Raw genomic sequence first — 26652 nt, 5'->3', positions numbered from 1 at the left:
TAGTTGGCTCGGCTCGTTTCAACAAGTTCAGGTTCACAAAAAGTAATTTCCTTCGTAGAATGTAGCAAATATCAAAACTTGGTTTGCTGATCTTTGTTTTAAGTTGGGTATCCTTGTACACTTAGGGTTCAACCAGGTCGGTAATCGGAATGTTTTCTTGTCCTTTTCGGAATCGACAATGCTGTATATATAAGCATCTTGCTATTGATAATAGATGTTTTTCTGCTTCCAAATGCCATTGTCATACTCTATGTTGGATCTTAACTCTACGTTTACAAAGTCTCCCCAATATCCCATTGTAATAGAGTTTTCAAGTAATGAGATCCACTGCAATGACACGATATAATTTTCTATTTTAACTTTTCTGTTTTCATATACCTCTTTACAATAAAGCTGCACTCCATTATCGAACACATCAATTTTAGATAGAAAGTGTTCAAATATTTGATGAGAGATATTTTGGATACCGTCTACTTCTATTGACCAATCCGACTTGGCGGATTCTAATAGTATTACATCTTTTGATTTATTCGCGTTTTCCCATGCTGTCAAAACTTCATTTGCTGAAAATCTGTTGAATTTAAATAACAGATGTTGTTTTATCATTAGTGTCACTTCCATTCAAACTTCAGTTACCTCTGCTCCTAGATTCATGAAGCATCTTCTTGCTTTCTCCTAATGAGCGAAGTTGGACAATATACCCTCTTTCATCTAAAGTAAAATGTCCTTTGAAAGTATCTGGCATTGCATTATATTGTTTTTCTTCCTCAAGTATACATATTTCTGAATTTGAGCAATCGGCATTCCTGTTGCTCTAAGCGCAGTAACGAAGTGAATCCAGCTTAAATCATCTTCGTCATATAATCGCTTCCCATTTTCATTTCTCTTCACATGTGGAAGTAGCCCCTCCTTTTCGTAGTATCGAAGTGTGGGAGCCGCTATTCCCGTCAATTCAGTAATTCCCCTTATAGTCACATAAATAAAATTCATCGCCTCCTATTAAAGTGAAACAGATACTCAATACGTCGCTTTTGGAGCAAACTGACCTTGATTCTTTAGAGCATAGTCAAAAAAACGAAGGATAAGCTCATTTTGTGTTTCAATCGCGTAATATTTATCGATATCTGCTTTTTTGCCTTGTTGCAACAGGTTTGCCAATATAGGCGAGAATAAAGGTAGATCGGTTAAACTTAAATGTTTTGCACCTTTAAAATGAACGGTGTATGCACCTTTAAAATTTTCATTCGAAATTCTATTCGCGATATACGAAGAACTGCTGTTGAGCTGTATCCACACATCATCCGAATAAATGTTAAGAAGCGGGATGGTGTAAGCTTCGGATTTTGCAGTTAATTCGTTTGTAACTTTATCATACACAAGCTCGCTAAAGAACGGAGCATCTATATTTACTACGGCGTCAATGTCATCGCGTTCTCTACTCAATGCTACGCTTGCCGCACCTCCCATAGAATGGCCGAACACGCCTATTTTCTGTGTATCGATGCGTTCATATACAGAATCTTTTTTTTGCTCGGCTTGATCCAAAATCGTATCCATGACAAAATCCATATCATCCGTTCGCAATTTCATCCATTTCTGATTAAGCTCGAAAAACTTACCAAGCGGATAAATCCCTTTTATATTTGCATTGTTGAATTCTTGCAAGTACTCGGGATTAATCGTCACGACCTTTCCATTCTCTGAAACTGTATAAAAAGAATGATAGGGATGGTCAATCGAAACGACGACATAACCGTGGCTCGCAAGTTCTGTAAAGGTAGAAGTGTTGCTTGTTTTGATACCGAATGCTCCATGGGAGAACACAAGCAAAGGATAGGTTCCGTCTGCCTGTTCAGGATACCAAAATTCCACGTTAACAGACCGATTGTCATCTTGATCCGTAAATTCTTCGATTCGATTCTTGTCCACATAGCTGTAAGTGGCGGTCGCCACTGCATACGGACCTGTCACTTGCGGCAGCCTATGCTGTGGAAAAAGTAAAACAGGAACAAGGGTAATGACTACCGTCAGTGCTAACAAAAGGAATTTCCATACCGTAGAGAAAGCTTTGTAACGCGGGGGGTGTGATTGTTTGCGCAGGAGTGCAACCATTTCCTTGAACGCTAATATAAAGAGCAAGCCTGCAAACAGTCCCCAAGTGTACTCCCATACGACAACTTTACCCAAGCTCAGTATCATGAATACTATAAATATTGCGATTCTCGTCCAACTCTTTATCTTGCTGCGGCTTTGCTTGGTTACAATGGAATAAACGGCAATTGCCAGCTCGAAGACCAACGTAACAACAAGTATTAATATCTCCATAAGACTTCTCTGCTCCTTCTCCAACTTTTTATGAGTTCATCATAATAAATGGAGGAGCAGGTGTATACGCATAAACGATAAGCTGTAGCTGAGAGCCAATAGGTTGTAAAAAACAACGCAAAGAATTGTACTCACGCTGTGAATACGACTTTATTAAGGAGCGGTTTGTGTATATCTTCTAAACCTCGTTTTTAAATGTTTTTAGTCTTTCATTGATCTTTTTGGCTTCCTTTTTGTCCTTCTTATACGTCAGCAGGCGAACGATAGCGTAAATTACGGCAATTTCCAAAGCCAATAATAGTATGTCGAAAGTGCCGTATACGAGATTCAATAGGACAGCCAGAGAAATTAATAGAGTTTCCAGAAAAAAGAAATGTAAAATCACTCGGAGGCGCATTTTATTCTCGCTAATCGCATGCGGCGTATATAAAATGATTCCGGTCAAAGCACCCAGAAAAGAGAAAGCCATAATTATAAAAATCGTATTTAATTCGAAACTTGCATCAGGAGCATAGATTTGCCGCAAAATAGTGATGATTATAATGGTAGAGGCAAATATAATTAAGAAATCTCTAAGCATTTCTTTTATGAGCTCGGAATACTTCATATAGTTCCCTCCTTTTATAATCCAAGCATATGTTTAAGTATTGGCACATACTGCCGTGAGATGACTACCTTTTCCCCGTTATCCAATAATGCTTGAAAACGACCGCTGATCGACGGATGAATACTGGAAATCTTGGCGATATTTAGAATAGTGGATTTGGAGGCGCGAAAACAATGTTTCTCTTTGCAAAGTTCCTCCAGTTCATAAAGCTTTTGTTTGACTTCATGAACGTTGTTCTTACAATACGCAAACACTTTTCCGTCAACAGCTTCAAAATAATAAATATCACTAATTTTAATGCGGCTGATCTTATCCTCATGATAACCAAGTATAATGAGTGTTTCGGTTTTTATTTTATTAACGAGCTCATGTATTTCTTCGTCTACTTGGTGACACCTGATGCGGATCTCCTCTTCTTCTGTATGGTCTATTACTTCGATGAAAATTTTGATGAAAATCACCCTCGAAAATTCGAATTAAAACTTGTTAACGTTTATAACGTGAATCATTCAACGAAAACGCTTAAGCTTCTACTTTAAGCAACTTAATTCCTAAAAGAGGATTTCGATCTGGTCTACGGGGGAAGGCTCTCCTCGCCGATCGGTCAATTGCAACCTCTCCTATCACAATAACATAAAAGAGGTCCCGAGCGATGTTCGCCACAGAACCCTTCACTGGCTCCCATACCACAATTATGTGAAGGTACATAGCAAAGATAATAAGAAAGAAGAATTTCACTATAAGGTATCCAATGTACTATTACTATGTTTTTGTCACCCGGCATCAACTATATTGAATTGAGATTTATTTTACCCTCCTGAATCAATTCAACGGCTAACATGTTGGCCCATCCTCTATCCAGATATGCAGAAAAAGAAATATGATCATAGCTGATAAAACTCTTAATTTCTTCTAATGATGCCGTCTTATCATGCGTTTTGTATTTATCACTCGAATATATTGCCGCAAATCTGTATGTCGTATCTATAAATATATCTCTGCACTCAAGAACACTTTCATGACCAGTAGTTGCTCTTTCCGCTAAAGGTAACATAAAATCCTCACCAAACCAATTCTTTTTCGATATAAACTTGAGTGTACAAACCCTCGGTGAATTGATAAATTCCTAGCCCATTTTCGATTATTTCTACAGCAGGCTCTTTCCTGCCAGCCATTTCAAATAATTTTCAACCGCCCGGTCCCAGTAAGGCCAAGTGTGATCGCCTGATTCTTCTATATAATGAAGTTCGCGTCCATGGTTTTGACATGCATTACGGAATGTAATATTGTGAGCATATAAAAAATCCCCCGTACCGCAATATTGATACAGCAAGGGAAGATTTATTCCTGTCGGCTGGCGGCCCAAAAGCGCCAATAAATCATCATCCGAGCCTGCAACCGTACGGTTTCCATAAATGGCCTGAACAGCTCTGCCGACAGGAGACCCCGCTTCATAATCTCGGGTTCGGACCGCCATATCAAGCTCTCCGGAAAAGCTTCCGGCAGAGGTAAACATCCCCGGTTTGCGCAAAGCCCATTTGAAAGCACCGTAGCCTCCCATGGACACCCCTGCTACAAAATTATCTTCCTTCTCACAAGAGAGCGGGAAAAGCGAACGGGCCACTGCAGGAAGCTCCTCGGATAGAAAGGTCCAATAATCGCCGCCATGCTCCATGTTAGAATAGAAGCTTGTATATCCATTAGGCATGACTATGGCAAGCCCAAATTCCGCTGCATATCGCTCAACCGACGTATATCTTAACCATGCCATATGATTATCCGAGAAACCATGCAGTAAATAAAGAGTTTTGTGCCTACCACCTTTGCTCACATTGGTAACTCCAATCTGGGGGCTGGTCTTCTGAGGCAAGATCACTGTCATGGAAGTAAAAGTTCCAAGTGTTTCTGAGAAAAACTTACAGTCAATTAGTGCCATGTTTGCTCCTTTGGTAAGAGTTTTTACTTAACTAATAAATATAAGTTATCCCCTGCGGGGCATCGATTTTCAGGTCGATTGTTGTTTCTTTGTTTCCCATTCAACCTTATTAACAATTCTAATTTATCATTTACTTTAATATTCAACCTGATCGAAACGCATATCTTTATAGTAGAACTCTCTATCATAATCCGTAATCTCCCGAAGAACTCTGCATGGATTTCCAACAGCTATTACATTCGCAGGGATATCCTTGGTTACCACACTACCGGCACCAATTACACTGCCTTTGCCAATCGTAACTCCTGGTACAATAATCGCTCCGCTCCCGATCCACGCCCCATCCTCAATGACCACTGGTAATGCAAACATCCCGCCTTCTTTGCGCTTTTCTGGATGTACAGGATGATTCGTTACAGCAATCGTAACATTCGGGCCAAACATGACATCATTACCAATCGTAACTTTATAGTCGTCAACCACGGTTAGATTAAAATTGATATATACATTATTTCCTACAGTCGTATTTGAACCATAAGACATGCGAATGGGCGGCTCCATCCATACATGTTCTCCAATTCTTCCAAAAAGTTGTTTCATCAATGTTTTGCGCATTTCAATATCATCCGGATGCAAATTATTAATTTCATAACATATTGCCTTACCACGCTGACGTGCCTTTGCCAACTCTTCAGCCTCTTTCGGATAATTAGCATCGCGATCTGTAAATAATTGTTTGCTAGCCATTCGTTCTTGGATATTCATGCAACATTCTCCTTTATACCTGCTTATATTTATTAGAGTAAATTGCATAACCCTTAATGATCAGGTTTATGCAAAGTTTCTAGTTATGTTGTTAAGCCACTTAAACTGTCGATATCGAATAAAAGCAATGGGTAATTTAATCATCTCGTCTAAGCTGATGACGATATACAAAAAGATTGGGGGGACATTCCAAACAAAAGCACATAGGTAACTAAGCGGCAGAATAATTAACCACATGACAACAGTGTCACACCAAAATCCAAATTTAGAATCCCCACCAGCCGTGAATATGCCTGCTATAGTTGTGGAGTTTATCGATTTGGCTATACAATAACACGCACTAATAAACAACATGCCATCTAGGTAATTTTGAGCAGATTGATTCAAATTGACGATGGAGTATACCAATGGTTTAATGAACAAAATCGTGCAGCCTGCAAGGACTCCAAATATCAAAGCATAAAAACACATTTTGTTGCCCGCATGTTTTGCTTTCTCGTTTTCACCCTGTCCCAAATACTTTCCAACAAGTACAGAGCCCCCAGTAGCGATACCTCCACAGAGAACCACAGCTAGATTTTTAACTACAGACGCTATGGAATTTGCTGCTACCATATCGGAGTTCACATGGCCAATAATTGCAGCAGTAGCGGTAAGAGCTCCTCCCCATACAATATAATTCCCCTGAACTGGCAGAGTATATTTTAAGAAATCCTTTAATAAATTTCGTTGAATACCGTCACGTACAGGCAAACGAAAACGAATAGATCCCTTGGTTATGGAGTGAATGATACAACACGCCAGTTCAATAATACGTGCTAAAACCGTGGCAAGAGCTACAGCTGAAATGGCCAGTTCGGGCCTTGATGGGAATACAACAAAAATGCAAATGGCATTGAACAAAATGTTTATTATCAAACATATGGAACTAATCCACGCACTAAGTTTTGCATTTTCCATACTTCTAATCACACTGAGATACATCTGCGATATTCCCATCACAAGATAAGAAAAAGAATTCATTTGTAAAAACCTTGAGCCGTATTGAATCAGTTCTGCATCATTGGTGAATAAACGCATAAGTGTATCCGGAAGGAAGAAGGAAGACAAAAAAAACAAACTGGAGACACAAAAAGAGAACATGCAAGCGATGCTAAGAACGCGCTGTATGGTTAAAGTATCCTTCTTCCCCCAGTATTGTGCAGTGAGGATACTTGCCCCCGCTGACATCCCCATGTAAAACAAGGTTAATGCAAAAGTAATCTGCCCTGCGAGTGATACAGCTGACATTGCAGATTGACTAATCATCCCCAGCATAACTACATCAACGGATATCACGGTTGCTGATATTAAATTTTGTAATGCAATGGGAATGACGAGTGTCATTAACTCTCGATTAAAATCACGATTACCGGATCCTTTGAGTTGTATGCGGTTTCTCATCTATATCCTGTCCTCTTTGCTGATTTCCACAATATAAGGATAGGATAACATCGTTGTTATTTCCATTAATATTGGCTATAATTTTGTAAAAATCGTATATATTCATAGGGTGATTTTGTTGATGACAAACTTAGAGGTGTTTTCTGATTTATCAGAGCGTTTGAAATACAATCTTCCTGATTTACCGCTTTATGTTAAAAAGGGAAGCCTTCATCAATTTAACAATCATGCGGCAGTAGCGCATTGGCATTTGGACATAGAGTTTATCTACGTATTTCAAGGATCGATGGATTTCTCTGTTAATGGAAGTATCATTCGATTGCATCAAGGAGATGGACTTTTTGTGAATAGTCAACGTTTGCATTTTGGTTATTCTCTTGCAGACCACAACGATTGTTTATTCCTTGTTGCCGTCATTCATCCCTCTATCCTTGGTGAGAAGCCTTCATTTATTCAAACATACTGGGGGGAAAAGTTTAGTTTCATGATGGCTGATTTTGTTGTGCTTACAGATCAGGTTGATTGGCAGCAAAGAATTTTACTGTCCATTCAAGAAATCTATCAGGAAATGCACAAGGACCATACACCTCCCAATCCGCTTCGTCTGGCATCACAGGCTTTATCTTTGTGTGCAACAATAGGGGATCATTTGCAACCCATTTCTGGGCAACCTGGAGTATTGACGCATGTTCAGGAAATGACTCGTTTCATTCATCAAAACTATGACCAAAAAATAACTCTCGAGGAGATCGCCTCTGCAGGAGCTGTTTGCAGAAGCCGTTGTTGCACATTATTTAATAAGTATGTGGGCCAGACGCCCAACAACTATGTCACTCAATATCGCCTTCAAAAAAGTTGCGAAATGTTAACAGAAACACGAAGATCCATAAGTGAAATCGCACTTGCTTGCGGTTTTCAGAGCGCTAGCTATTTTTCTTCCATTTTCCGTAAGCAGATGGGTGTAGTTCCGCAAAATTATCGGAGAAAATTTATGGATAACGACTCAATTTGAATGAAGCTAATAAAAAAACGTTTGTAAAAAGACGAATCACAACGGTTTTCAATCAAATATCTTTTCAAAAACCCGTAATATAGAAATTCAAACAACCAGGAGTACGGACTTTACGTAGAGGAATAACCTGGTTTCTTACGGAGTGCTCTCAGCGTCTTTTTAGATATTTTGTGGCAACTTATCTAATCGATAATCGGCTCATGTTCTTGTCCTCTACGGTAATCGGTACAAGTACTTGTCATTTGCTCGGGACAAGAACTTGTACCGATATAACAAAAAAGCCGCTAAAATAGCGACTCTCAATGGGGCTATGTTCTAATACCCCGACATAAGCGGCTCTGGATATAGGCGATCTAAAGCACAGAGCTGATAATCTCCTCCCATCCCATGTTTTACGGTGTCAGCTTTTTGGAGCAGGTATTCTTGGGCATAATTGCCCTAGAATACCGCTGCACTATTCAGCTAATGTTCCTCGTTAGCTTAGAACGTGTGGATTACTCAACTGTGCTCCTCAATCCATGAGATTTTCCTTCCTTAATCTCGAAAACTCCGTCGCATAATACGCCATGGCTATGGCCGGTAAGGCGATTCCGATCAATAGTGCCGCCTCCCAGCCCCCCATTGCGTAAGCCCATCCCCCTGTCGCAGAGCCGATAGCGCCCCCTAAAAAGAAAATGGCCATATACAAACCGTTAAGCCTATTGCGAAATTCCTCTCCTAAAGAGAAAATCACCCGCTGCCCGAGAACCATGTTGGCGGAAACCCCCATGTCAAGTAAAATCGCCGCAACTACGAGGATGGGGACTGCTAGTGCAGAACTTGATGGAACCAGCAAGGGAAGCAGTCCGGATAAGATAACGATGGCCAATGCCCATCCCGTAGCCGGACGAACCCATCCACGGTCTGCCATACGGCCCGCCGCTGGTGCCACAACTGCCCCCATTACCCCGACTAATGCGAACAGAGCGACCTCCTTCTGAGTGAAATGAAACGGCGGACTTGTCAATACCAACGGAACTGTAGTCCAGAATAAACTGAACGTTCCGAATACACAAGCATGATAAATTGCCCTCCGGCGCAATGCCGGTGTTGCCTTCAGCAGATGCAGCATGGAGTGCAGGAGCGCCGGGTAAGTTGTAGCGGTCGAAGGCTTCCTTGAGGGTAGTGCCTTTGACAATGCAAGAGCCAGCGCGAAAATCAATGCTGCGGAGATGAAATATATGGCGCGCCAGCCCATATACTCCGCCACCAAGCTTGAAACGGGACGAGCGAGCATAATCCCCAGAAACAGCCCGCTCATGACGTTGCCCACATTGCGACCGCGCACGGCTTCAGGTGAAAGATGAGCCGCATACGGCACAAGGATTTGTGCTGCTACAGAACCTACTCCGATCACTAGTGAAGCGGTGAGGAACAGGATGGCACTTTTGATTACAGCGGCAATTGTCAAAACGGCGGCTGTAAGGAGCAATAATGAAAGGATCAACTTACGATTTTCCAGGATGTCTCCCAACGGTACGATAAATAACAAGCCGATCCCGTAGCCGACTTGAGTCAACGTAACGATGAGTGCGGCAGCCCCGGAGGAGAGCCCGATGGTTGAACCGATCGAGCCTATCAATGGTTGAGCATAATAAAGATTTGCCGCTATGATACCGCAAGCGGCTGCCAGGATAAAAATCAGCGATGGCGAAACCGATTTTTCCGTTGGAATGGAAGCTGAATGCATAGAAAGTCCCCCTTTGCTCACCAGAAATTTTCTGGAACATTCGTTCCGAAATGTGCAAAAAAAATGTTTATAGCATTTCCATCACCATGTCTATCATCTGCTGCATCTTACTGCGGTCACCCTGCACCTTCGCAACGATATTTATACTATGATTCAGGTTTGAGAGCAGATAAGATAAAGTCTTGATATCTTTCTCAGGCATGATTTCTCCCGTTTCCTGACCTTTGCGCAGCAACTCGTAGAAGAATTGCTCCAACTCGTCAAACCGTTCTCTGATCAACGCATTCAGTTGCTCATCTGGCGAATCCATGCTGACTGCTGCATTAGTAATGAGACAGCCCTTCGGCGACTCGCCGTCCAAGGCGGAATCGATGTGTATCTCGAAGTACTGCCGGATTCCCGATTTTGCGGATGTCGCATTGACGAGGATGTCCCGTTTGGCTTGCTTCCACTTCTTGTACCAGTTGATCGCCTCGATATAAAGCGTTTGTTTGTCCCCGAACGTTTCGTACAGACTTGATCTGCTAAGATCCATAGCTTCCAGCAAATCGGGAATGCTTGCCGCTTCGTAGCCCTTCTTCCAAAAAACGAGCATTGCTTTATGAAGCACCGCTTCTTTATCAAACTCTTTGTAGCGTCCCATGGTTCTCCCTCCGTTTCTGTAGGTAAAGTATACGCTTTTCCGGAACGATAAGTCCAGTATTTTCTGCAGATATGAAAGTTAGCTCAGGCTGGGATAAGATGGATTACAGACTTTTAAGTGAGTGGCTTCGGCAACACCTCAATATTTCACCCTACTTATGATACGGTCCACCGCGCTGCCTGTAACGGCAAGTATGAAGGCCATCCTTTTCAGGATGGCCCGTTCTTCTGTCTTGAAACCTAATCTCTGCCTGTCAAAAGTCGTCTTCCGAACTGCAGTCGTGCTTCAAGCTCGATCTTGTTTTTGCAATCTTCGCAGCAATGCATTCCTGTGGAATTTCGTTTCACACGGTCATAAGCCTGAGTCCCCTCAATGACATAAAACTCTCTTCTGCAACTATAACAGATGCAATGAAGACGAAAAAATCCATCGATATGTTCTTGCATTGAATCCCCTCCCGTCAATCACAGCAAAGTCCAGTACTATTGACGTGATAACTGCAACGCGATATAACTAAATAAATTCTAAATAACACACTGTATTAATTATTTTAATACAGTGTGTTAAATAAAACAAGGGGGGCGTTTACCGTTGCCGAAAGTTGTGGACCACGAACAAAAAAGAAAAATGATCGCTGAATCAGCATGGAATATTATTGAAGAAAAAGGGATCGAACATGCGTCAATCCGTGCCGTTGCAGCTGCGGCAGGGTTGTCGCCCGGCGCATTGCGGCATTATTTTTCAACACAGGACGAGCTGTTGTTATTTATCGTGGATTATTATTTGACAAGAGGAGCTGCCAGAGCAGAGGGGTCCCTGGATGTAAGCCCTATTCCGATGAAGGCAGCGAGGGAAATTTTGTTACAACTGCTCCCTTTGGATGCGGAAAAACGAACTGCCGTCGGAGTCTGGTGGATCTTCGCCATCCGATCCCTCACTAGTTTGGCATTACAAGCTAAAAAAGACGAGCTCACGGACGGACTCCACTACCTGACTAAATCCGTCCTCGAAATTCTAGCCAAGGCGAAGCTACTCCCCTCTTCGGTTGACATTCAACTCGAAACGTTAAGATTGGCCGCGATTGTCGAAGGCTTGACGATTCTCGCATTGCTCCGCCCGGAGCTCTACACACCGGAGACTGTTGAGCAGATCGTCGCCCGCCATCTTCAGGAGTTATGCTCGCAAGCTACGGATGGATAAGCATGTAGACGAAAAAACTTCACTTTATATGTGGTACGTTTTACCGTACCACATATAAAGTGAAGTCAAAAGGCACCCTAACGGGTGCCTCAGGCTGTCGAGAAAGTCTCGACAGCCTGGAGATAAGATAACTATTGTAATGATAGTTGTCTTATCTTTTTTTATATACCTAGAGCAATCTCTAAACGACAATCGGAACATGTTCTTGTCTCCCGACAGGACTGTCTGCAACAATATAGTAATAACGATTGTGTGTTACCCCTGCCTTGCCTACATATCCCCCTTAGCATGTTGCCCCGCTTTTGCAGTGATTTCATTTTGAGGTTTACAAGTGCAATACCTATGATAATTAGTCCCACTAGCATCTTGTTAGTAATCGTTTCTCCAAAAAGTGAACGCTAATCACGATCGCAATAAGAGGGACCAGAAAATTAAGGCATCGTAGTACCCCAAATAATTAAAGAATAGTATTTTTAAAATCCTCAACATAGTTCATATTGTATTTGTTCGATTTCGAATATCAATGCTAGTGACATCTCGTTCTATCTTATAGCCAAATGCATTGTGTTCTTCAATTGTAAACAAATAGGTTTGTCCAGATTCATCAAAGATATGAAGTCATACTTCTGAAACGGATTTACCAGAAACAAATGGATAGGGTTTCTTAATCTCATCCTTGTTTTAATCATCCCTACAGCCTGTTAGTTGCATAAAAACATAATTAGATGCTTGGCTAATCGGTAATCGGCTTATGCTCTTGTCCCTCGACAAGGAGCAATTGAAGTATCCTGCCTGTTAGCTTAATGAAATTGCATGGAAACCTATTATTTCTACACGATTGCTTCCATTATTTTTTTACCTATAGGGTCTACAAAAACTCCTTGAGAAGGCTCTTTTTTAGTAATCCATTTTTTTAATTGATCAACATAATGATCAACAATGGAAATTGATGCATAACAATAATTTGACAGTAATACAATCCCTATTCCAAGTTCCTTAATCAACGCTAAATAACTATTAAAACCATATGTGGCCCCGTTATGCCAGAGAATATCTTTTTCTAGAAGTTTATCATTGCCCCAGCCAAAATATCGGTTGGAATCTCCATTCAATATAGGGATATGACTTTTTTGTAGTGTAGAGGCTAACGGATTATCATCATTTAGATTGGCTTGGACAAATAAACTCAGATCTCTAATAGATGACTTAATCGCGCCCGCACCTTCGTGAACAGAAAGATCCCAATGAGGGACTTTTTTTCCGGTTGAAGTGTGCCCATTCAATAATCTGCTTTTCTGTTCTGAATCAAGGATTACGGCTGTCTCACCCATCTTTAATGGGCCCGTTATATATTTTTTTAACAGATCGTCATACGTACTTCCTGACACTTTGCATAGAATGTTTCCGAGTAAGCCCATACCGGTGTTGGAATATTCAAACGAACCAATGCTATCGGTGTAGTCAGCATTAGATAAAAAAGCAGTCAAATCATCCTCGGAATAATTTGAATAAGGATTCAATCTGTTTTTAGACAGATTTAATTTGTTTTTAGCCAAAAAGTGATTTGTTGCCAATATCGGTAATCCTGAGGTATGAGTAGCAAGATTTTTCAAGGTAATCTTATTCAAGTATTCGTTTTCAACATTGTGCAAGTACCTACCAACAAAGTCATTCGAGGAAACCAGTTTTTCACGTTCCATTTCTAATAAAAGTATGGATGTAAAAAGTTTGGTTATGGAGCCGATTTCAAACAACATATTTTCAGGAGAGATCGTACTTTTCTTTTTAGTATTACAAAATGAATAGTATTCAGTATCTCCCTTCCTAATAATCCCGATAACAAGATGTATATGTTTCCTATCTTTCGTGTAATCTGAAACAAAATCTTGTAAATCCTCCATAGTAAAAGTTACTCCTTATAATTTTATGATTCATTCATTACTCGAAAGTTGAATCACGTTAATTAACCTATTTTTGAAAATCCGAATTATGTATTCGTTACCAACTCTCAATTTTCCTGCCCCGTTGTCTTAATGGATTCATTTAATCAGTTCCTCGACACCATGTCGCCCTTAACGCGATCCAGGTAACTATGATATTCAATTAACCTAAATATTAAAAGGATGCGATAATATGGATCAGATCGATAAAAATATTCTTTTTCATCTGGAGAACCAAGCCAGCATATCCATAACCGAATTAGGAAAGTTGGTGGGGCTATCACAGCCAGCCGTCACGGAACGCGTGAAACGTATGGAAGAAAACGGAGTAATTGAAGAGTACCGTACCATTATTAATCCAAAAAAACTCGGCAACAAAGTACATCGTATCTACTTTTTCGGACCAGGGAATGCCATGCTTTCCTTGAATTCTGCCGTTCTTCTTCCGAAGTTGTGGAATGTTATCGCGTAAGCGGGGAACACAATTATTTGTTAAAAGTTATGACAGACTCCATTGCAGACCTGGAAGCGTTCGGAGATCAGTGTGATAAATACGGGACCTATACGACACTGATTGCAATGTCTTCGCCTATTGCACATAAAAACCTCATCGAAGGAACCAATATTCTCATCTGAGCATTGCGCATATATTCAGAGACCGCCCCATCTATCCGTTCCATGGATTGGGCGGTCTGTCTATTATAATTGAAGCTTTTGCAACGGATTCCTGACGATCGATTTTCATTAATAACGTAACCAAGTTGTCCGGCAAGCGCCTGCGTTACGTCAAAATCACTCGCAATCTGGGGCAGTAGCCCTGCAGGCAGACTTTCCTTTTCAGTATCGATGTCATCTTTGACAGTATACATTTCGTTCGAGATCACAAAAAATGCTCCTTTATGCTGTATTTTGAGATAGCTCAGATGTCCATTTGCTATCTTTGATAAGCTTACAGAATTATGCTCTCATTTTGCATACAGCCTTAAAGGTAGTTGAAACTTATCACAAGGATAATCCATTTATTTTGAAATGTTTACTTTTATTTTAGTGGTCTGCTTACTTTCAGATACTATGGTTGTGCTAATCTGCCCGTTAGCTTAGCGAAAAATGGAGCAGCTGCTAACCAGCCATCTGCTCCTCGCTGTTTTGGACTATCGTTCCCCGTTAGTTTAATAAAGAACATGAGAATCACCTAAGTTCTTTGACGAAGCAAAACATAAGTAAGCACAATTATACCTAATCGGCAATCGGATCATGTTCTTGTCCTCCGTCATATTTTTCCCACTCACAATAAATGAAGTTAAGGCCATGCTAATGGCGTTTAGCAGCTTTTCGAACCATGACTTACTTCTCCATGAAAAAACCTCCATCAATCCGACAGCCGTGTTCACTCTAATGAACCGATGTACTTCGATGGAGGGTGCTTTTAAAACATGTTCCAATTATTCAAGCTGCTCAGGTATTCTACATTCAAATCGGGCGTTCTCAAGCCACTCGCCAGCAGCAAAATCCCGCCCCCTGACGATGACACGATCTTTATAAACTTCGACGAACAGCCCCTGACTCCCTTCCTTATGCTCGTCTTCGTCCGTCCATAAGTATGCAACCGACGCGGCGTTAAACATATAAGGTAATCGTTCCTGCCCATCGAACATGGTATAAGGCGCCTCTAGTTCCCAGTGAGTGTGTCCGGTGAAGAGCATTGCGTGCCGGTGCTTGGAGAGCACTTCCTTGAGCGCTTCATCTTGAGTAACCCCATACCACCGCTGCGACTCGTAAGATCCCGCGACGGTATCTTTAAGCGGCTGATGCAGGAAGACAAAGGCCGGACGAGCCGGGTTCTTGCTCTCGTTTAGCTTGCTGTCCAGCCATGACAGCTGAGTCTCCGACAAAGAAGCGAATAGCTCTAGCCCTTCCTCGGTTCCGAGGAAGATAAAGTGATACCCATTCACCCAGTGATCGTGGTATGCCCCATTCATACTCGTGGCATCTTGATAAGCTCCCAATCGGGAAAGCCAATGTCCCCGACCGACATCGTGATTGCCTGAAGCAAAATAACTGACCGGCAATCCGGCACCATGCTCCCTCCATATTCTTTGAAACTCCGCATATTCCTCTGTATGCCCTTGGTCAGTAATATCGCCCGCGTGCATAATTCCGTCACTGTCAGGCGCCACCCGCTTAATATCTTCGAGCGCCCTTGCCAAATTGCGATTGTACGTATGTCCGGGGTCTGACCTCACGTGCGTATCGGTAATCACCTGAAATTGGAGCAGCACGCTCCCCTCCCGGTTTCTTCCCTCTTCATTCTGCATATTCAAGCTCTTCTTCCTCCTTCAAACATGATGTCTAATTAAATTCCCAACATGCCTACAAGCAAGATGCCGGTAAAAATGATGCTTGCCGATACGATTCGCAGTACCCCCTTTCCTTCCTTTAGTAACAACACTCCCATCAGGGTGCCGAAAACGGTTCCAATTTCTCGAAGAGGTGCTATGTATGTTAATGGCGACATACTCATGGCGAACAAAAACAACAAATAGGAGCCTGGTGAAAGAATTGCACCTGCTGCCAGTAGTTTTCCATGCTCTCTCATCTCTCTCAACCAGCGTACTTCCCCGAAGCGGATAAAAGGGGCGAGACCCAGCATAAATCCGATATTGGAAATCTCCAGAAGCAAAGTTGGGGAAAAATGCTGGAGATTCACTTTGTCTACCATCACGTACGACATCGTACAGAATCCTACGGCTACAGTATTGAAAAGCACTATTCTCGGGACTTGAAATCGTTGCTTCTTCATCGAGATGCCGCTTGATAGTATGAAGCCGAAAGCAATCAAGCCGAGTCCTAGCCATCCCCAGATGGATAACCGCTCGTTCAGGAGGATGACTCCGCAAAGAGGCAATAAGAAAGTGGATATCCCTCTCATCATCGGGTAAACCTGGGATAAGTCGCCAAAGGTTAAGGACTTGGATAAGAAATAAGCATATCCCGCCTGAATTAACAGAGACAGGAATAACAGGATATAACCTGATAAAGGTGGATTTGCTGCGGCGATTTCGGCAATAAAGCCTGGGAGAAGAACAAGCGTAGTAGGAATATATATGATAAATAAAAACAACTGCTTGTTCTCGCTCTTCTTAGCCAACATATTCCATACCGCGTGCGCCATACCAGAGCCCAGTACCAATAATACTGCAAGTGAAATAATTAGTTCTCCTCTCATAAACACAATAATAAACCCTTATTCACACACAAATACACATATATACAACTTGATTCCGATATTATCATGGGGAATTCTTACTGTCAATTCAAAATGAACAAAAAAAAGAACCTTGACAAAAGGTTCTGCTTATTCCTGTGATATTAGTTGCAATCGATCTTGACCCCCGCCTCCTTGTATCGTTCAAGAACACCATGTTCTAGCCGGGAATCCGTTATAATCCGCTCAATCTTATCCAAGCTGCACACCGGTGTGAGCGAAACTGCGTTAAACTTGCTGCTGTCTGCTAACACGATGACCCTTTGCGTCCGCTCCAGCATCTTCTTCTTCAATTGAATCTCACTTATGCCGTAATCCGTCAAGCCTTCGGTCAAGGATATGCCGCTTACGCTCATAAAGAACAGGTCGGCATGAAACTGTGAGACGAACGATTCGGCATAATCGCCAACCACGCAACATTCCGAGTTGCGTACCACCCCTCCGATAAAGATAATCGTGAACTGGGGTTTTACCATGAGTATCGAGGCGATCTGAAAGGAATTTGTCAATATCGTCAATCGATCAAAGCGGGCCATCAATGCTTTGGCGAATTCAGTATTTGTGGTGCTTACATCCAGGAACAAGGATTGTCCTTCTTCCACGTAGCGGAGGGCAATCTGGGCCAACTCGCGCTTCTCTTGAAGTCTCTTCATCTCTCGTACGGTGAAAGGGAGCTCTATCTGATAGTCCACTGCGGGTAGGGTCGCCCCTCCATGAACCCTTTTCAAGAAGCCTTCCTGTTCCAGGTATTCCAGATCCCTTCGAATCGTCTCGAAAGAAACTCCGAATTGCGCAATTAATTCCGATGTCTTGACCGATTGGAATTCATGAAGGAGCTGCATGATTTGTTGATGCCGATCATGTACAAGCATTCGATTTTCCCCCAATAATATGACTACGATCATTTACTAATACAAGAATACCACAAAAACACAAAAACACACATTCATCTATTAATTTTAACTACTTTTTGTTTTTTTCATGACTCGGAACAAGAACTTGTGCTGATAAAATAAAAAAAGTCGCTAAATAGCGACTCTCAATAGGTCTATGTCATGTCCTCCGACATCTCTCATACACCATATAAAGGTAGAATAGATTTCTCGTCCGCTCTAATGATAGCAGACCCTGCTATTCATCGGATACGCCAAGCGCTTTGTTCCGTTCTTTAAACCTCTCATTATGCGACGATACATAAGCCATTCTTGGTGCCTCGGGATCCATGTAATGTTTGGCGCTGTTAAGCGCTAAGGCCGCATCCGTGAACGCCCCTGCAATGAGGTTGAGCTTGCTTTCGTAATTGACGAAGTCGCCAGCCCCGAATATGCCCGGCAAGTTCGTCTCAAGTTTCGGGGTTACAAATATGTTCCAGTCGTCCATATCCAGTCCCCAATCCTTAATGCCTGTAAAATCGGACTTCAGCCCGTGGTTGACGATAACCTCGTCTATTTCTAGCTCGTGCGAGTCCCCTGATTCGGCATGGGTAATCCTCACCCGTTCAATCGTCTTTCCGTTGCCGCTGTATAACTGCGTGACTTCATATGGTGTAAGCACATCGGCAGAAGACTTCTTCATTCGAACAATGTTTTTCTCATGTCCGCCGAAGCGGTCGCGCCTATGCACGACTGTGACCTGAGCAGCGATGGGAACCAGCTCGTTCGCCCAATCGACAGCGGAGTTTCCCCCACCCGAAATAAGCACTCGTTTCCCCCTAAAAGGCTCTAGCTCCTGCACGGTATAGTGAAGATTGGACACCTCATAACGCTCAGCTCCCTCCAGCTCCAGCTTCGCCATTCGCAGAATGCCGCGGCCGATAGCCAGAATGACCGTGCGTGTCCAGTGCTTCTCCCCTGTTGCCGCCTCCAGAATGTACGTCGAATCCGCTTGTTTCTCCAATCCGATAATGTGTTGGCCGAATACAATTGTCGGGTCGAACGTCTTCGCCTGCTCCGACAATTGGGCGATTAACTTCTCGCACAGGATCGGTGTAACCCCTCCAACATCCCAAATCATTTTCTCGGGATAAATAAGCATCCGCCCGCCCAGCTCGTCTTTAGCTTCTATTAACTTCGTCTTTAAATCCCGCATTCCACTATAAAAGGCAGTATACATTCCCGCAGGGCCACCGCCGATAATTGTCACATCGTATAATTCAAGCTGCTCAGTCAATTGATGTCCTCCTCCAGCCGGCTCATGAAACGTCCATGCTATGATAATCATTATCAACCTAATTGTAGCCTCGGCGACGTGACATTAACAATGGACAAAATCGACGGTTGCTTTATACAAAATACAAAAATGGAGGATGCAGACCTTTGAGTGGCAAGCAAAACCAAATCAAGCTAACGAACGCAGTATATCATCGATTTTTTTACCGTTGGAAATAATTCCGTTATTCATCCAAGTTAGAAAATCAACCTCGTAAACGCGGTTGTTTCGTACAGCGGGCAGATCACGCCACTCTGGCTGCTCCAGCAGTTCCCTCTCCTTTCCTTCTGCTTGGCTATGCCACTTATCGAAAGTAATGAACAGATGATCCGCGGTTAATGTACGCAGGTCCTCTACAGAGAGATTGAACATGCCCGGCCTATTCGCTTTTGAAGCTACACCGACTGCGGAGTGGGAGCGCAATCCAACATCGCCATAGAGAACAGTCGAAACAAAGCCTTGCCCTTCATCCGTATATTGAATGATGTGGTCCGCCGAGATACGCAAAAATGCGACCGTTTCACCTTTCATAACCTGACTCAGCATAAGACTCGCGCTCCGTGCTTTGAAATCATACTTTGCGATAGCATCTTCGGCCAATTCCGTGCGACCGAAATAATCGGCGACGGTACGCAGCAGCGTACGCCAATTATGGGTCTGCTCACGCAGGATGCACGTGTTGGATATGCGTCGGCACTGAGAATATTGCTGCTGCTGGTAACGATCCATAAGCAATATCAAATCCGGCTTATAACCGGAAAGCGCGTCAAAATTGCCGCCGTTCTCATCGAACGTCGGAATATGGTTTAATCCTAGATAGTCTTGTTTTCCCCATTTCGCATGCCAATATTGAGCGATAGGCTGCATATCCAGCGCGACTATGAAATCCTCCAAATACGGCGCTACTACTCTAAGCTTTCCCTTGCGGCTGCGACGGTATTGTCCGGGCGATATGCCAACCGTCTGCTTGAAACGGCGATTAAAATAGTATTCATTGTTGAAACCTACATTCAGCGCAATATCGAGCAGCCTGTCATCGGTGCTTGCCAGCCACTTCTTGGCTCCATTAATCCGTACTTCATTCAAAAACTGGAGCGGCACTTGACCCGTAGCCTCTTTGAACAGACGAGTATACTTCCAGCGATCAATGCCTGCGAGAGAGGCCAGCTCCTCCACGGTCAGAAGCTCTCGGTAATTCTGATGAATATGCCGTATGCTAAGCTCTACCCCATGCCGCTCGATATCCGTTCCCTCATCCTCGGCTGCAGGTCCATTTTGGCGAAATAGAAAGAGCAGCAACTCTTGAAATCTCACAAAACGTTGGAACAGCTCGAGCCCGCCTGTCGCCCAGCGGAGTCCATATAACTCATCAAGCAGCTCCACCATCTTAGAAAAGGGTGCGCAGGCCAGCTCTTGCTTATCCGGCAGCAAGCTCGAAGCTGCATCATAGCCGCTCGTTTCGAAACACAATCGGTAATAGCTGCAGCTTTTAACCTTTTGAACAATAGATAAAGATCTCCCAGGTCCCTGCAAATAGCATTTTCCTTGTCCCGTCCCGCTCGTTATAATGAACAGTTCAAAGCTATCCTTATCGTTTCTATCGCTGCCGTCCAAATCACTTATGTCTGCTTGCTCGCCAACAACGATCAAGCGGATTGAACGCAGCACATAATGGACTGGAGCAGTCCCAGCTGGTTTGTGCTGTTCAATATCCATCGTTACCATCAACTTCCTTTTTAATTGATATTCATTCTCAATGAATATAGTGTAAATCAAAACGAGCCGCCCATCAACCTTCGTTGAGTAGCGGCTCTTTCTCACTTATGGCGATGAGTCCAGCCAATGAACTCAATCACTCTTATTTCCTGCTAAGAAGCCAGCAATCGAAGTAAATCATCCATCTTCAATCCGTTGGCCGTAATGGCTCCCGTCTGCCAATACGATCTTTCTACGGGATATACATGGCCGTTCTTAAATGCAGGAACGGTCTGCCATAGCGGATCTGCCTTCATTTCCTCAAGCGCTTTCGTGTTGCTCTCTTCCTCCCAGGTCCCGTTGGATGGAAGCAAAATAATATGGTCCACATCAAGCTCCGGAATAACCTCTTTCGACAATACGATATTGCCCTCGGTCATCGCCTCGGCGAAGCCCGGTGCCTTCAAACCAAGATCCTCATACAAGATTTGTCCAACAAACGTGTTGTGAATGCCGAAAATATTCATCGATTTGTCTACGACATTCATTCGCAGAACAACAAGCTTCTCATCGCCAATCGCCGCGTTCAGTTTCGCCTTCACATCGACAATACGGGCTTCGTAATCGGCAAGAACCTGCTCCGCCTTCTCGCTGAGACCAAGCAATTCGGCGATTAAGGTCAATGTTTTGCGCGAATCCGCAAGTACGTCGTCCGGCAAGCGGAACGTCGGCGCAACCTTGGAATAAAGCTCGTATTGTGCTGCATCGACCTCCCCGGCGCCGATGATCAAGTCCGGCTCGGACACAAGCATAGCTTCGATGCTGCCGGTCACGTCGAACAACGGCACTTCCAGCTTCAAATAATCCTGCTTGCCCCACATTGGGTTATAATATTGCACAATAGGAGTTACCCCAAGTGCAACCAAATAATCTTCACGATAAAGAGCCGAGATTCGCTTTGGATTTGTCGGAATCTCTACCTCTCCGAAAGCATCGGTTACGACGCGCTTTTCCGTCTGAGGCGGAGATTCGCTTGGAGCTACGGTTGCCTGTCCAGGCTGATCGGTAGCGCCGCCTGTCGAGCCGCAACCTGTCACCGTAATCATTGCTGCCGTTATAAGTGATATCCATCCTTTTTTCATAAATCCTGAACTTGCCATGATTTAATCCACTCCCATAAGTTTTATGTTTTGTAGCAAAACAATTCGTTAATTAATAATGATAATCATTATCATTATGCTTGAGTTGATTTTACCCCAAATTGGATTACATGCTCAATATACATTCTCTACGAGAGGCTTTATACAAACTCGTCACTTCTATTAACGAAAAACAATAAAACATACATGACCCTCGACCGGGTCACAGACTATGATGAAAATTTTCATAACATTTAATGTCCTCTAAACCCTCCAATACTGCTAATGAACCAAGCAGATCTAGTGGCTTTTTGCGGTGGTTTGATCCCGAAACAAATACGGACATTCGGAACAATAAGCGAAGAGTTGCTTGAACTCGGCGAGTGACTTTAGATCACCATCAAATCGGTAATCGGACTATGTTCTTGTCCTTGGCTCTGGACACGAACTTGTACCGAAAAAACAAAAAAGTCGCTAAAATAGCGACTTTAATGAGTCCATGTTCTTGTCCCTCGACAAAACTAACCGCTCGTCCCTCTCCTTATCTTCTAAAACATTACTTACGCTTTGCCTATTAACTCCTCGATTTGCTTCAACCAAGCCGTTCGCGTCGTCTCGTCGGAGCTCGGTACAGACTCGAAAATTACATGGTGCAATACCTCTAAGCCACAATATTCAAATATACCTTTGTCGGAAGTTAATAGTAGCGCCTTATCCATGCCAATGGCTGCATATTGGGCATGCGATTTCCCTTGTGTGTTAATAATGAAGGCTTTTTTGCCCTTCAACAATCCCTTCTGTTCTCCATTCACGTAGCGGTAGGCAAATCCGTAAGTAAAGACCCGATCAATATAACCTTTGACGATTGCAGGTAGTCCTGTCCACCAAATCGGATAGATGAAAGTGATGACGTCCGCCCACTTCAAATATTCATGCTCCTGTTCAATGTCCTCGCCGATTCCACCCAAAATTTCACTACTACTGATGACGGGTTGGAACTCCATCGCGTACAAATCGCGCACGACAACTTCATGCCCTTTTTCCTGAAGTCCTCGGACTGTAGTCTCCAGAATGGCATGGTTAAAACTTTCTTTTCTCGGATGGGCATACACAATCAAATCGTTCATAGGGAGGTCTCCTTTCATTTTGCAAGCATTATAAGAATTATTGATTGATCAATTACAATTAACGAATGTAACGAATACATTGTATATTTGTAGGAACTGCCTATCTAGATCCCTGGTAAAAGACTTTTTTACAAATATGAGGTCGTTAAGAGGAATCGTTTATCTTATTCAATGAGAGGTAGTCTTCGAATTGTGTGATTGATCAATCACTAACATGTTGATATTTTATGTTATCTTTTCCAATAATGCAACCCTTATTGATTTATAAATTCCGGTACCGGTACCGCTAGATCATCATTTCCCAAGCTTTCTGGTGCGAACCTCCCTCGTTCTCTCGCTCTCTCTAGCCACCATTTCAATTAAGCACGCAACTTAGCAGCGGGTTGACGGACCAATTAATTCCCCCATGTAACCATCTAGATGCATGCATCATGACTGCAGTTTTTTACCCACTGACTGCCCCGCCGAATACCGTGATAACATGCTGAACAAAACAAACACGGCAATGATGGCGATGAGTACGCCGAGTACCCCGAACCAAGTAATGGATGCCAAAGAAACACGGTTAACGATGAGCCCGCCCATTCCTGCGCCAACTGCCATGGCAAGCTGCATCATGGAACTGTTCAAGCTCAGCATTACTCCCGAAGATTCAGGAACAAGCGAGGCCAGGTTAAATTGCTGGGCAGGTGCGGATGACCAGGCGGCAAAAGACCAGAGGATTAAAATGGCGAATACGGCAATGACCGACTGTCCGACTAAAGATAGCAAAATCAACGAAATGACGTGAAGCACCATCCCTGAAACGAGTGTGGATTTGATGCCACGTTTGTCCGTGTTGTAGCCACCGACTTTTGAGCCAATCAAACTGGCAATGCCGAACACGAACAGAGCTGCACTTATCAATGATTCATTTACATGAGTCACCTCTAGCAGAAAAGGGGTGATGTAGGTATAGGCTAGGGAATATCCTCCCAACCAGAAAAAAGTAATCGCTAAAGCTACCAAAACCTGAGGTTTTTTTAACAAAGCAAATTGGTTGATTAATGGGACAGGTTTGTCGCCCTGCATACGTGGAAAAACCGCAGCTATGATAAGCATGGAGATGACCCCGACAATTGCGATGACCAGAAATACTGCTTTCCAGCCAAAAGCCGAGGCTACCATTCTGCCGAGCGGGACGCCAATGATGAGCGAAGCTGTAATGCCCATAGTGACGTTAGCGATGGCGCTGGCCTGCTTACCTGGCGGAGCGATTTTGGCGGCGATGCTAAGCGCGTTAACGGTGACTACCCCGGCGCCTATTGCTGTTATGATTCTCGCGGCAATGAAAAGACCGAAGCCGGACAATGTATAGGTCAGCAGATTTGCCGCAATAAAGAGACCTAGCGAATAAAGGAGGAGCTTGCGCCGATCCATCTTGGCCGTCAGCGCCATCAATATAGGTGTGGCGATCGCATAGGCCAGGGAATACACCGTGATAAGCTGGCCTGCTGTCGCAACACTTGTTCCCAGCGTCTCCGCGATCCGATCTAATATCCCAGAAATGACGTAATTGGATGTTCCAACTAAAAAGCTAATTAAGGCTAGGACGTAAACTTTCCATGTGCTCTTCATAATTCACTCTCCTGATGTGTTTTAAATAACTATTTTTTTAATAACAATCTTTAATTGCATCGATACTAGCCCGTTATGATTCTCCAATCTCTAACCTGGTTCTCGAATAACATCAAAAATGGTTGGTGCTCCATCATTAGTGACGGTTTGTGAAACTGACATGTTTCTCCTCCTTTTGGATAAGCGGTATACAACATTTGTTGTTTGAACAACATACGTTGTATTCATATGTTATAATTCCAACCAGATGTGAGCAATCATCAATAGCCGTGAACCGTTGTATAGACAACACCATTTCTATAATGTCGTTTTATTAGGGGAGAGTTTAACTATGACAGTTAAAAAGAATGAAGCTGATCCTCGTGTGATACGTACACGGCGACTTCTTCAAGACGCTTTTGCTTCTTTAATTGAGGAAAAAGATTTTGACTCGATAACCGTTAGGGATATAGCAGAGCGGGCTACGGTTAACAGGGCGACGTTTTATGCGCACTTTATAGATAAATTCGAAATTCTTGAGGCTAGACTCATGGAATCATTTATGACAATTATAAATCGTAGAATAAGCGGTCACGAAGTATTGAATGAAGAAACCATTCAGAGCATCTTTCTGGGTGTATGCGATTTTCACAAGAGTCTAAGCACGATGTGCAAAAGAAGAAATACATCACTCGGGGCTGTCTTTGAAACTCAAATAAAGGAAAAAATTCAAGCGATACTTCTTTCCTTTATTGACAAGGACAAGACACAATCGAGTCCACACGAGCAATTCTTAATAAATACAGCTTCTATTATGTTAAGTTGGGGTATGTATGGATTGGCTTACGTCTGGAACAATGAGGGTGGGCTAATAAGTGCGGAATCATTCGTTGAACAGAGTATGCCCTTGGTGATGAACGGAGCCAAAGAACTGCTGGAATAGGGCCTGTCGCTAATGCTGTATAAAAACAAGATGCATACCAAAAAAGACCCACTCTCACGCCTTCGCGAGGAGTTGGGTCTTTTTTTTTGAGTTAAACGGAATCTATATCTCTTTAATTCGGAACCCGTATTCCTAACGTCCCCTAATGTATTATGGTTCAAAAAAATATAAAAAAATATCATTTATGTTTTGTGAGCCTTAATGCTCCCTCTTTCAAGGCAATCGTATCAGAACTTGCATTTATTATGTAAAAGTAATATTGCCCTGATTCCTCAATAGTTAAATTGTAATTCCCCATTAATTGATCGAATTTTTGCCATGGATTTAGAACACCGTCTTTAACATAACCAATGAATATATTTTGATATTCGACCACCTCCGATTTATACTTTTCAAATTCATATTCTACAGAGTCACCAGCTTTTAGCTCCCATCCCCTTCCATTCGTATCTGTTAAGACGTTTACTGAACCATTTACAGTAATGATCTCAGGGGAAATAAATACTCCGTTTTTTTCTTTTGTTTCTATTTCAAAAATTGAGGGAGGTATAAAATTTTCTTCCATTGTCTCTGTGATAATCCGGTTCTCAGGAAGACTATTTCGTGTTCTATTCTTTAATTCTTCTGGTGAGTACTCGACTCCATTAGAATCAATATATACCCCGTTTCGATATATCATATAATCACCACTTGATTCTTTTCCAATTAAATGGCGATTAGTATCAGTTATTAACTCTGTTTGTTTTACTTCTTTAGGAGTACAAGCAATAATTGTTGATAAACCAAAAGCCATTGTACCAATAAACAAACTTTTCCGGAGTTTTTTAAAGCCACTACTATTTGACACCATAATTATGAATCACCTTTCGTTTAGACGTAATTACCAGACATCTGGAAAAATTCAAACCATGATTTATAAAAAAATCATAACACATCGAAAAGGGGTTCTCATCAAATATTGTAATTTTATTCCTATATACTTAAGCCGCTGTGTTAGGAAAACACAAATCCCTCATTTTTACGATATTCCCGTCGAGGAACCCAGCATAAATTGTTTGGATGGATAATTCCTACCAATA

The 26652-nt window shown here is 42.7% G+C and carries 26 protein-coding genes and 2 pseudogenes; 4 read left to right on the top strand and 24 right to left on the bottom strand.

Annotated elements, in window-relative coordinates; genetic code table 11:
- Positions 1-201: 201 nt before the first annotated feature.
- From ABEQ74_RS12185 to ABEQ74_RS12140, 10 genes and pseudogenes are all read right to left on the bottom strand, one after another.
- Positions 202-606 carry a hypothetical protein gene (locus tag ABEQ74_RS12185; RefSeq protein WP_430122445.1) on the bottom strand — a complete coding sequence of 135 codons (405 nt, stop codon included), beginning with the start codon at positions 604-606 and terminating at the stop codon, positions 202-204.
- Between the two features lie 105 nt (positions 607-711).
- Positions 712-990, bottom strand: a complete 279-nt coding sequence (locus ABEQ74_RS12180) for a MerR family transcriptional regulator (RefSeq protein ID WP_430122444.1) — start codon at positions 988-990, stop codon at positions 712-714.
- A gap of 27 nt (positions 991-1017) precedes the next feature.
- On the bottom strand, positions 1018-2325 hold the full coding sequence (locus ABEQ74_RS12175; RefSeq protein WP_430122443.1) for an alpha/beta hydrolase family protein: 1308 nt from the start codon (positions 2323-2325) through the stop codon (positions 1018-1020).
- Positions 2326-2503: 178 nt separating this feature from the next.
- Entirely contained in the window at positions 2504-2932 is a 429-nt protein-coding gene (locus ABEQ74_RS12170) for a DUF3021 family protein (protein ID WP_430122442.1), read from the bottom strand.
- Positions 2933-2946: 14 nt separating this feature from the next.
- A complete protein-coding gene (locus tag ABEQ74_RS12165) occupies positions 2947-3393 on the bottom strand; it encodes a LytTR family DNA-binding domain-containing protein (RefSeq protein WP_430122441.1) in 447 nt (148 codons plus the stop codon).
- Positions 3394-3719: 326 nt separating this feature from the next.
- Positions 3720-3986 (bottom strand): hypothetical protein, encoded by a 267-nt coding sequence (locus tag ABEQ74_RS12160; protein ID WP_430122440.1) that lies wholly within the window; start codon positions 3984-3986, stop codon positions 3720-3722.
- A 93-nt stretch (positions 3987-4079) separates the two neighbouring features.
- The gene (locus ABEQ74_RS12155) at positions 4080-4868 is read right to left on the bottom strand and encodes an alpha/beta hydrolase (RefSeq protein ID WP_430122439.1); all 789 of its coding nucleotides are present in this window, start codon (positions 4866-4868) and stop codon (positions 4080-4082) included.
- 135 nt (positions 4869-5003) lie between these two features.
- Positions 5004-5225, bottom strand: coding sequence for a DapH/DapD/GlmU-related protein (locus ABEQ74_RS12150; RefSeq protein WP_430122572.1), 222 nt, complete (start codon positions 5223-5225; stop codon positions 5004-5006).
- A gap of 228 nt (positions 5226-5453) precedes the next feature.
- Positions 5454-5615, bottom strand: a pseudogene (locus tag ABEQ74_RS12145) (maltose acetyltransferase domain-containing protein); the annotation flags it as partial.
- A gap of 84 nt (positions 5616-5699) precedes the next feature.
- Positions 5700-7076 (bottom strand): MATE family efflux transporter, encoded by a 1377-nt coding sequence (locus tag ABEQ74_RS12140; RefSeq protein WP_430122438.1) that lies wholly within the window; start codon positions 7074-7076, stop codon positions 5700-5702.
- A gap of 121 nt (positions 7077-7197) precedes the next feature.
- On the opposite strand from ABEQ74_RS12140, the gene ABEQ74_RS12135 reads away from it, so the two are divergent.
- Positions 7198-8088, top strand: coding sequence for a helix-turn-helix domain-containing protein (locus tag ABEQ74_RS12135; protein ID WP_430122437.1), 891 nt, complete (start codon positions 7198-7200; stop codon positions 8086-8088).
- Between the two features lie 511 nt (positions 8089-8599).
- Here the strand turns inward: ABEQ74_RS12135 and ABEQ74_RS12130 are convergent.
- From ABEQ74_RS12130 to ABEQ74_RS12120, 3 genes are all read right to left on the bottom strand, one after another.
- On the bottom strand, positions 8600-9817 hold the full coding sequence (locus ABEQ74_RS12130; protein ID WP_430122436.1) for an MFS transporter: 1218 nt from the start codon (positions 9815-9817) through the stop codon (positions 8600-8602).
- A 67-nt stretch (positions 9818-9884) separates the two neighbouring features.
- A complete protein-coding gene (locus ABEQ74_RS12125) occupies positions 9885-10460 on the bottom strand; it encodes a TetR/AcrR family transcriptional regulator (RefSeq protein ID WP_430122435.1) in 576 nt (191 codons plus the stop codon).
- 239 nt (positions 10461-10699) lie between these two features.
- Positions 10700-10906, bottom strand: coding sequence for a hypothetical protein (locus ABEQ74_RS12120; protein WP_430122434.1), 207 nt, complete (start codon positions 10904-10906; stop codon positions 10700-10702).
- Positions 10907-11051: 145 nt separating this feature from the next.
- Here ABEQ74_RS12120 and ABEQ74_RS12115 point away from each other — a divergent pair, with 145 nt between their 5' ends.
- Positions 11052-11660, top strand: coding sequence for a TetR/AcrR family transcriptional regulator (locus tag ABEQ74_RS12115; RefSeq protein ID WP_430122433.1), 609 nt, complete (start codon positions 11052-11054; stop codon positions 11658-11660).
- A gap of 830 nt (positions 11661-12490) precedes the next feature.
- Here the strand turns inward: ABEQ74_RS12115 and ABEQ74_RS12110 are convergent.
- On the bottom strand, positions 12491-13561 hold the full coding sequence (locus ABEQ74_RS12110) for a serine hydrolase domain-containing protein (RefSeq protein WP_430122432.1): 1071 nt from the start codon (positions 13559-13561) through the stop codon (positions 12491-12493).
- 232 nt (positions 13562-13793) lie between these two features.
- On the opposite strand from ABEQ74_RS12110, the pseudogene ABEQ74_RS12105 reads away from it, so the two are divergent.
- A pseudogene (locus ABEQ74_RS12105) lies at positions 13794-14236 on the top strand (Lrp/AsnC family transcriptional regulator).
- Here ABEQ74_RS12105 and ABEQ74_RS12100 read toward each other — a convergent pair.
- The 9 genes from ABEQ74_RS12100 to ABEQ74_RS12060 all read right to left on the bottom strand — a co-directional run bounded on the left by ABEQ74_RS12100 (position 14161) and on the right by ABEQ74_RS12060 (position 24651).
- Positions 14161-14484, bottom strand: coding sequence for a hypothetical protein (locus ABEQ74_RS12100; RefSeq protein WP_430122579.1), 324 nt, complete (start codon positions 14482-14484; stop codon positions 14161-14163). The pseudogene ABEQ74_RS12105 and the gene ABEQ74_RS12100 sit on opposite strands and share 76 nt — an antisense overlap.
- A gap of 558 nt (positions 14485-15042) precedes the next feature.
- A complete protein-coding gene (locus ABEQ74_RS12095) occupies positions 15043-15915 on the bottom strand; it encodes a metallophosphoesterase family protein (RefSeq protein WP_430122571.1) in 873 nt (290 codons plus the stop codon).
- Positions 15916-15953: 38 nt separating this feature from the next.
- Entirely contained in the window at positions 15954-16826 is an 873-nt protein-coding gene (locus ABEQ74_RS12090; protein ID WP_430122570.1) for an EamA family transporter, read from the bottom strand.
- A gap of 143 nt (positions 16827-16969) precedes the next feature.
- Positions 16970-17737: a DeoR/GlpR family DNA-binding transcription regulator gene (locus ABEQ74_RS12085; protein WP_430122431.1), complete on the bottom strand. Its 768-nt coding sequence runs from the start codon at positions 17735-17737 to the stop codon at positions 16970-16972.
- Positions 17738-17996: 259 nt separating this feature from the next.
- Positions 17997-19034: an NAD(P)/FAD-dependent oxidoreductase gene (locus ABEQ74_RS12080; protein WP_430122430.1), complete on the bottom strand. Its 1038-nt coding sequence runs from the start codon at positions 19032-19034 to the stop codon at positions 17997-17999.
- A gap of 168 nt (positions 19035-19202) precedes the next feature.
- The gene (locus ABEQ74_RS12075; RefSeq protein ID WP_430122429.1) at positions 19203-20789 is read right to left on the bottom strand and encodes a helix-turn-helix domain-containing protein; all 1587 of its coding nucleotides are present in this window, start codon (positions 20787-20789) and stop codon (positions 19203-19205) included.
- Between the two features lie 152 nt (positions 20790-20941).
- Positions 20942-21928, bottom strand: coding sequence for an ABC transporter substrate-binding protein (locus ABEQ74_RS12070; protein WP_430122428.1), 987 nt, complete (start codon positions 21926-21928; stop codon positions 20942-20944).
- 539 nt (positions 21929-22467) lie between these two features.
- Positions 22468-23034, bottom strand: a complete 567-nt coding sequence (locus ABEQ74_RS12065; protein WP_430122427.1) for an NAD(P)H-dependent oxidoreductase — start codon at positions 23032-23034, stop codon at positions 22468-22470.
- Between the two features lie 429 nt (positions 23035-23463).
- Positions 23464-24651, bottom strand: a complete 1188-nt coding sequence (locus ABEQ74_RS12060; RefSeq protein WP_430122426.1) for an MFS transporter — start codon at positions 24649-24651, stop codon at positions 23464-23466.
- Positions 24652-24982: 331 nt separating this feature from the next.
- Here ABEQ74_RS12060 and ABEQ74_RS12055 point away from each other — a divergent pair, with 331 nt between their 5' ends.
- Entirely contained in the window at positions 24983-25573 is a 591-nt protein-coding gene (locus tag ABEQ74_RS12055) for a TetR/AcrR family transcriptional regulator (RefSeq protein WP_430122425.1), read from the top strand.
- A gap of 178 nt (positions 25574-25751) precedes the next feature.
- Here ABEQ74_RS12055 and ABEQ74_RS12050 read toward each other — a convergent pair whose 3' ends face one another.
- Positions 25752-26423: a hypothetical protein gene (locus ABEQ74_RS12050; RefSeq protein WP_430122424.1), complete on the bottom strand. Its 672-nt coding sequence runs from the start codon at positions 26421-26423 to the stop codon at positions 25752-25754.
- Between the last annotated feature and the right edge of the window lie 229 nt (positions 26424-26652).

The sequence above is a fragment of the Paenibacillus solani genome (assembly GCF_050475945.1).
Lineage (GTDB): Bacteria > Bacillota > Bacilli > Paenibacillales > Paenibacillaceae > Paenibacillus_AQ > Paenibacillus_AQ solani_A.
Note: the sequence above shows the minus strand (reverse complement) of the source record. Positions and strands in the feature narration are given on the sequence as shown.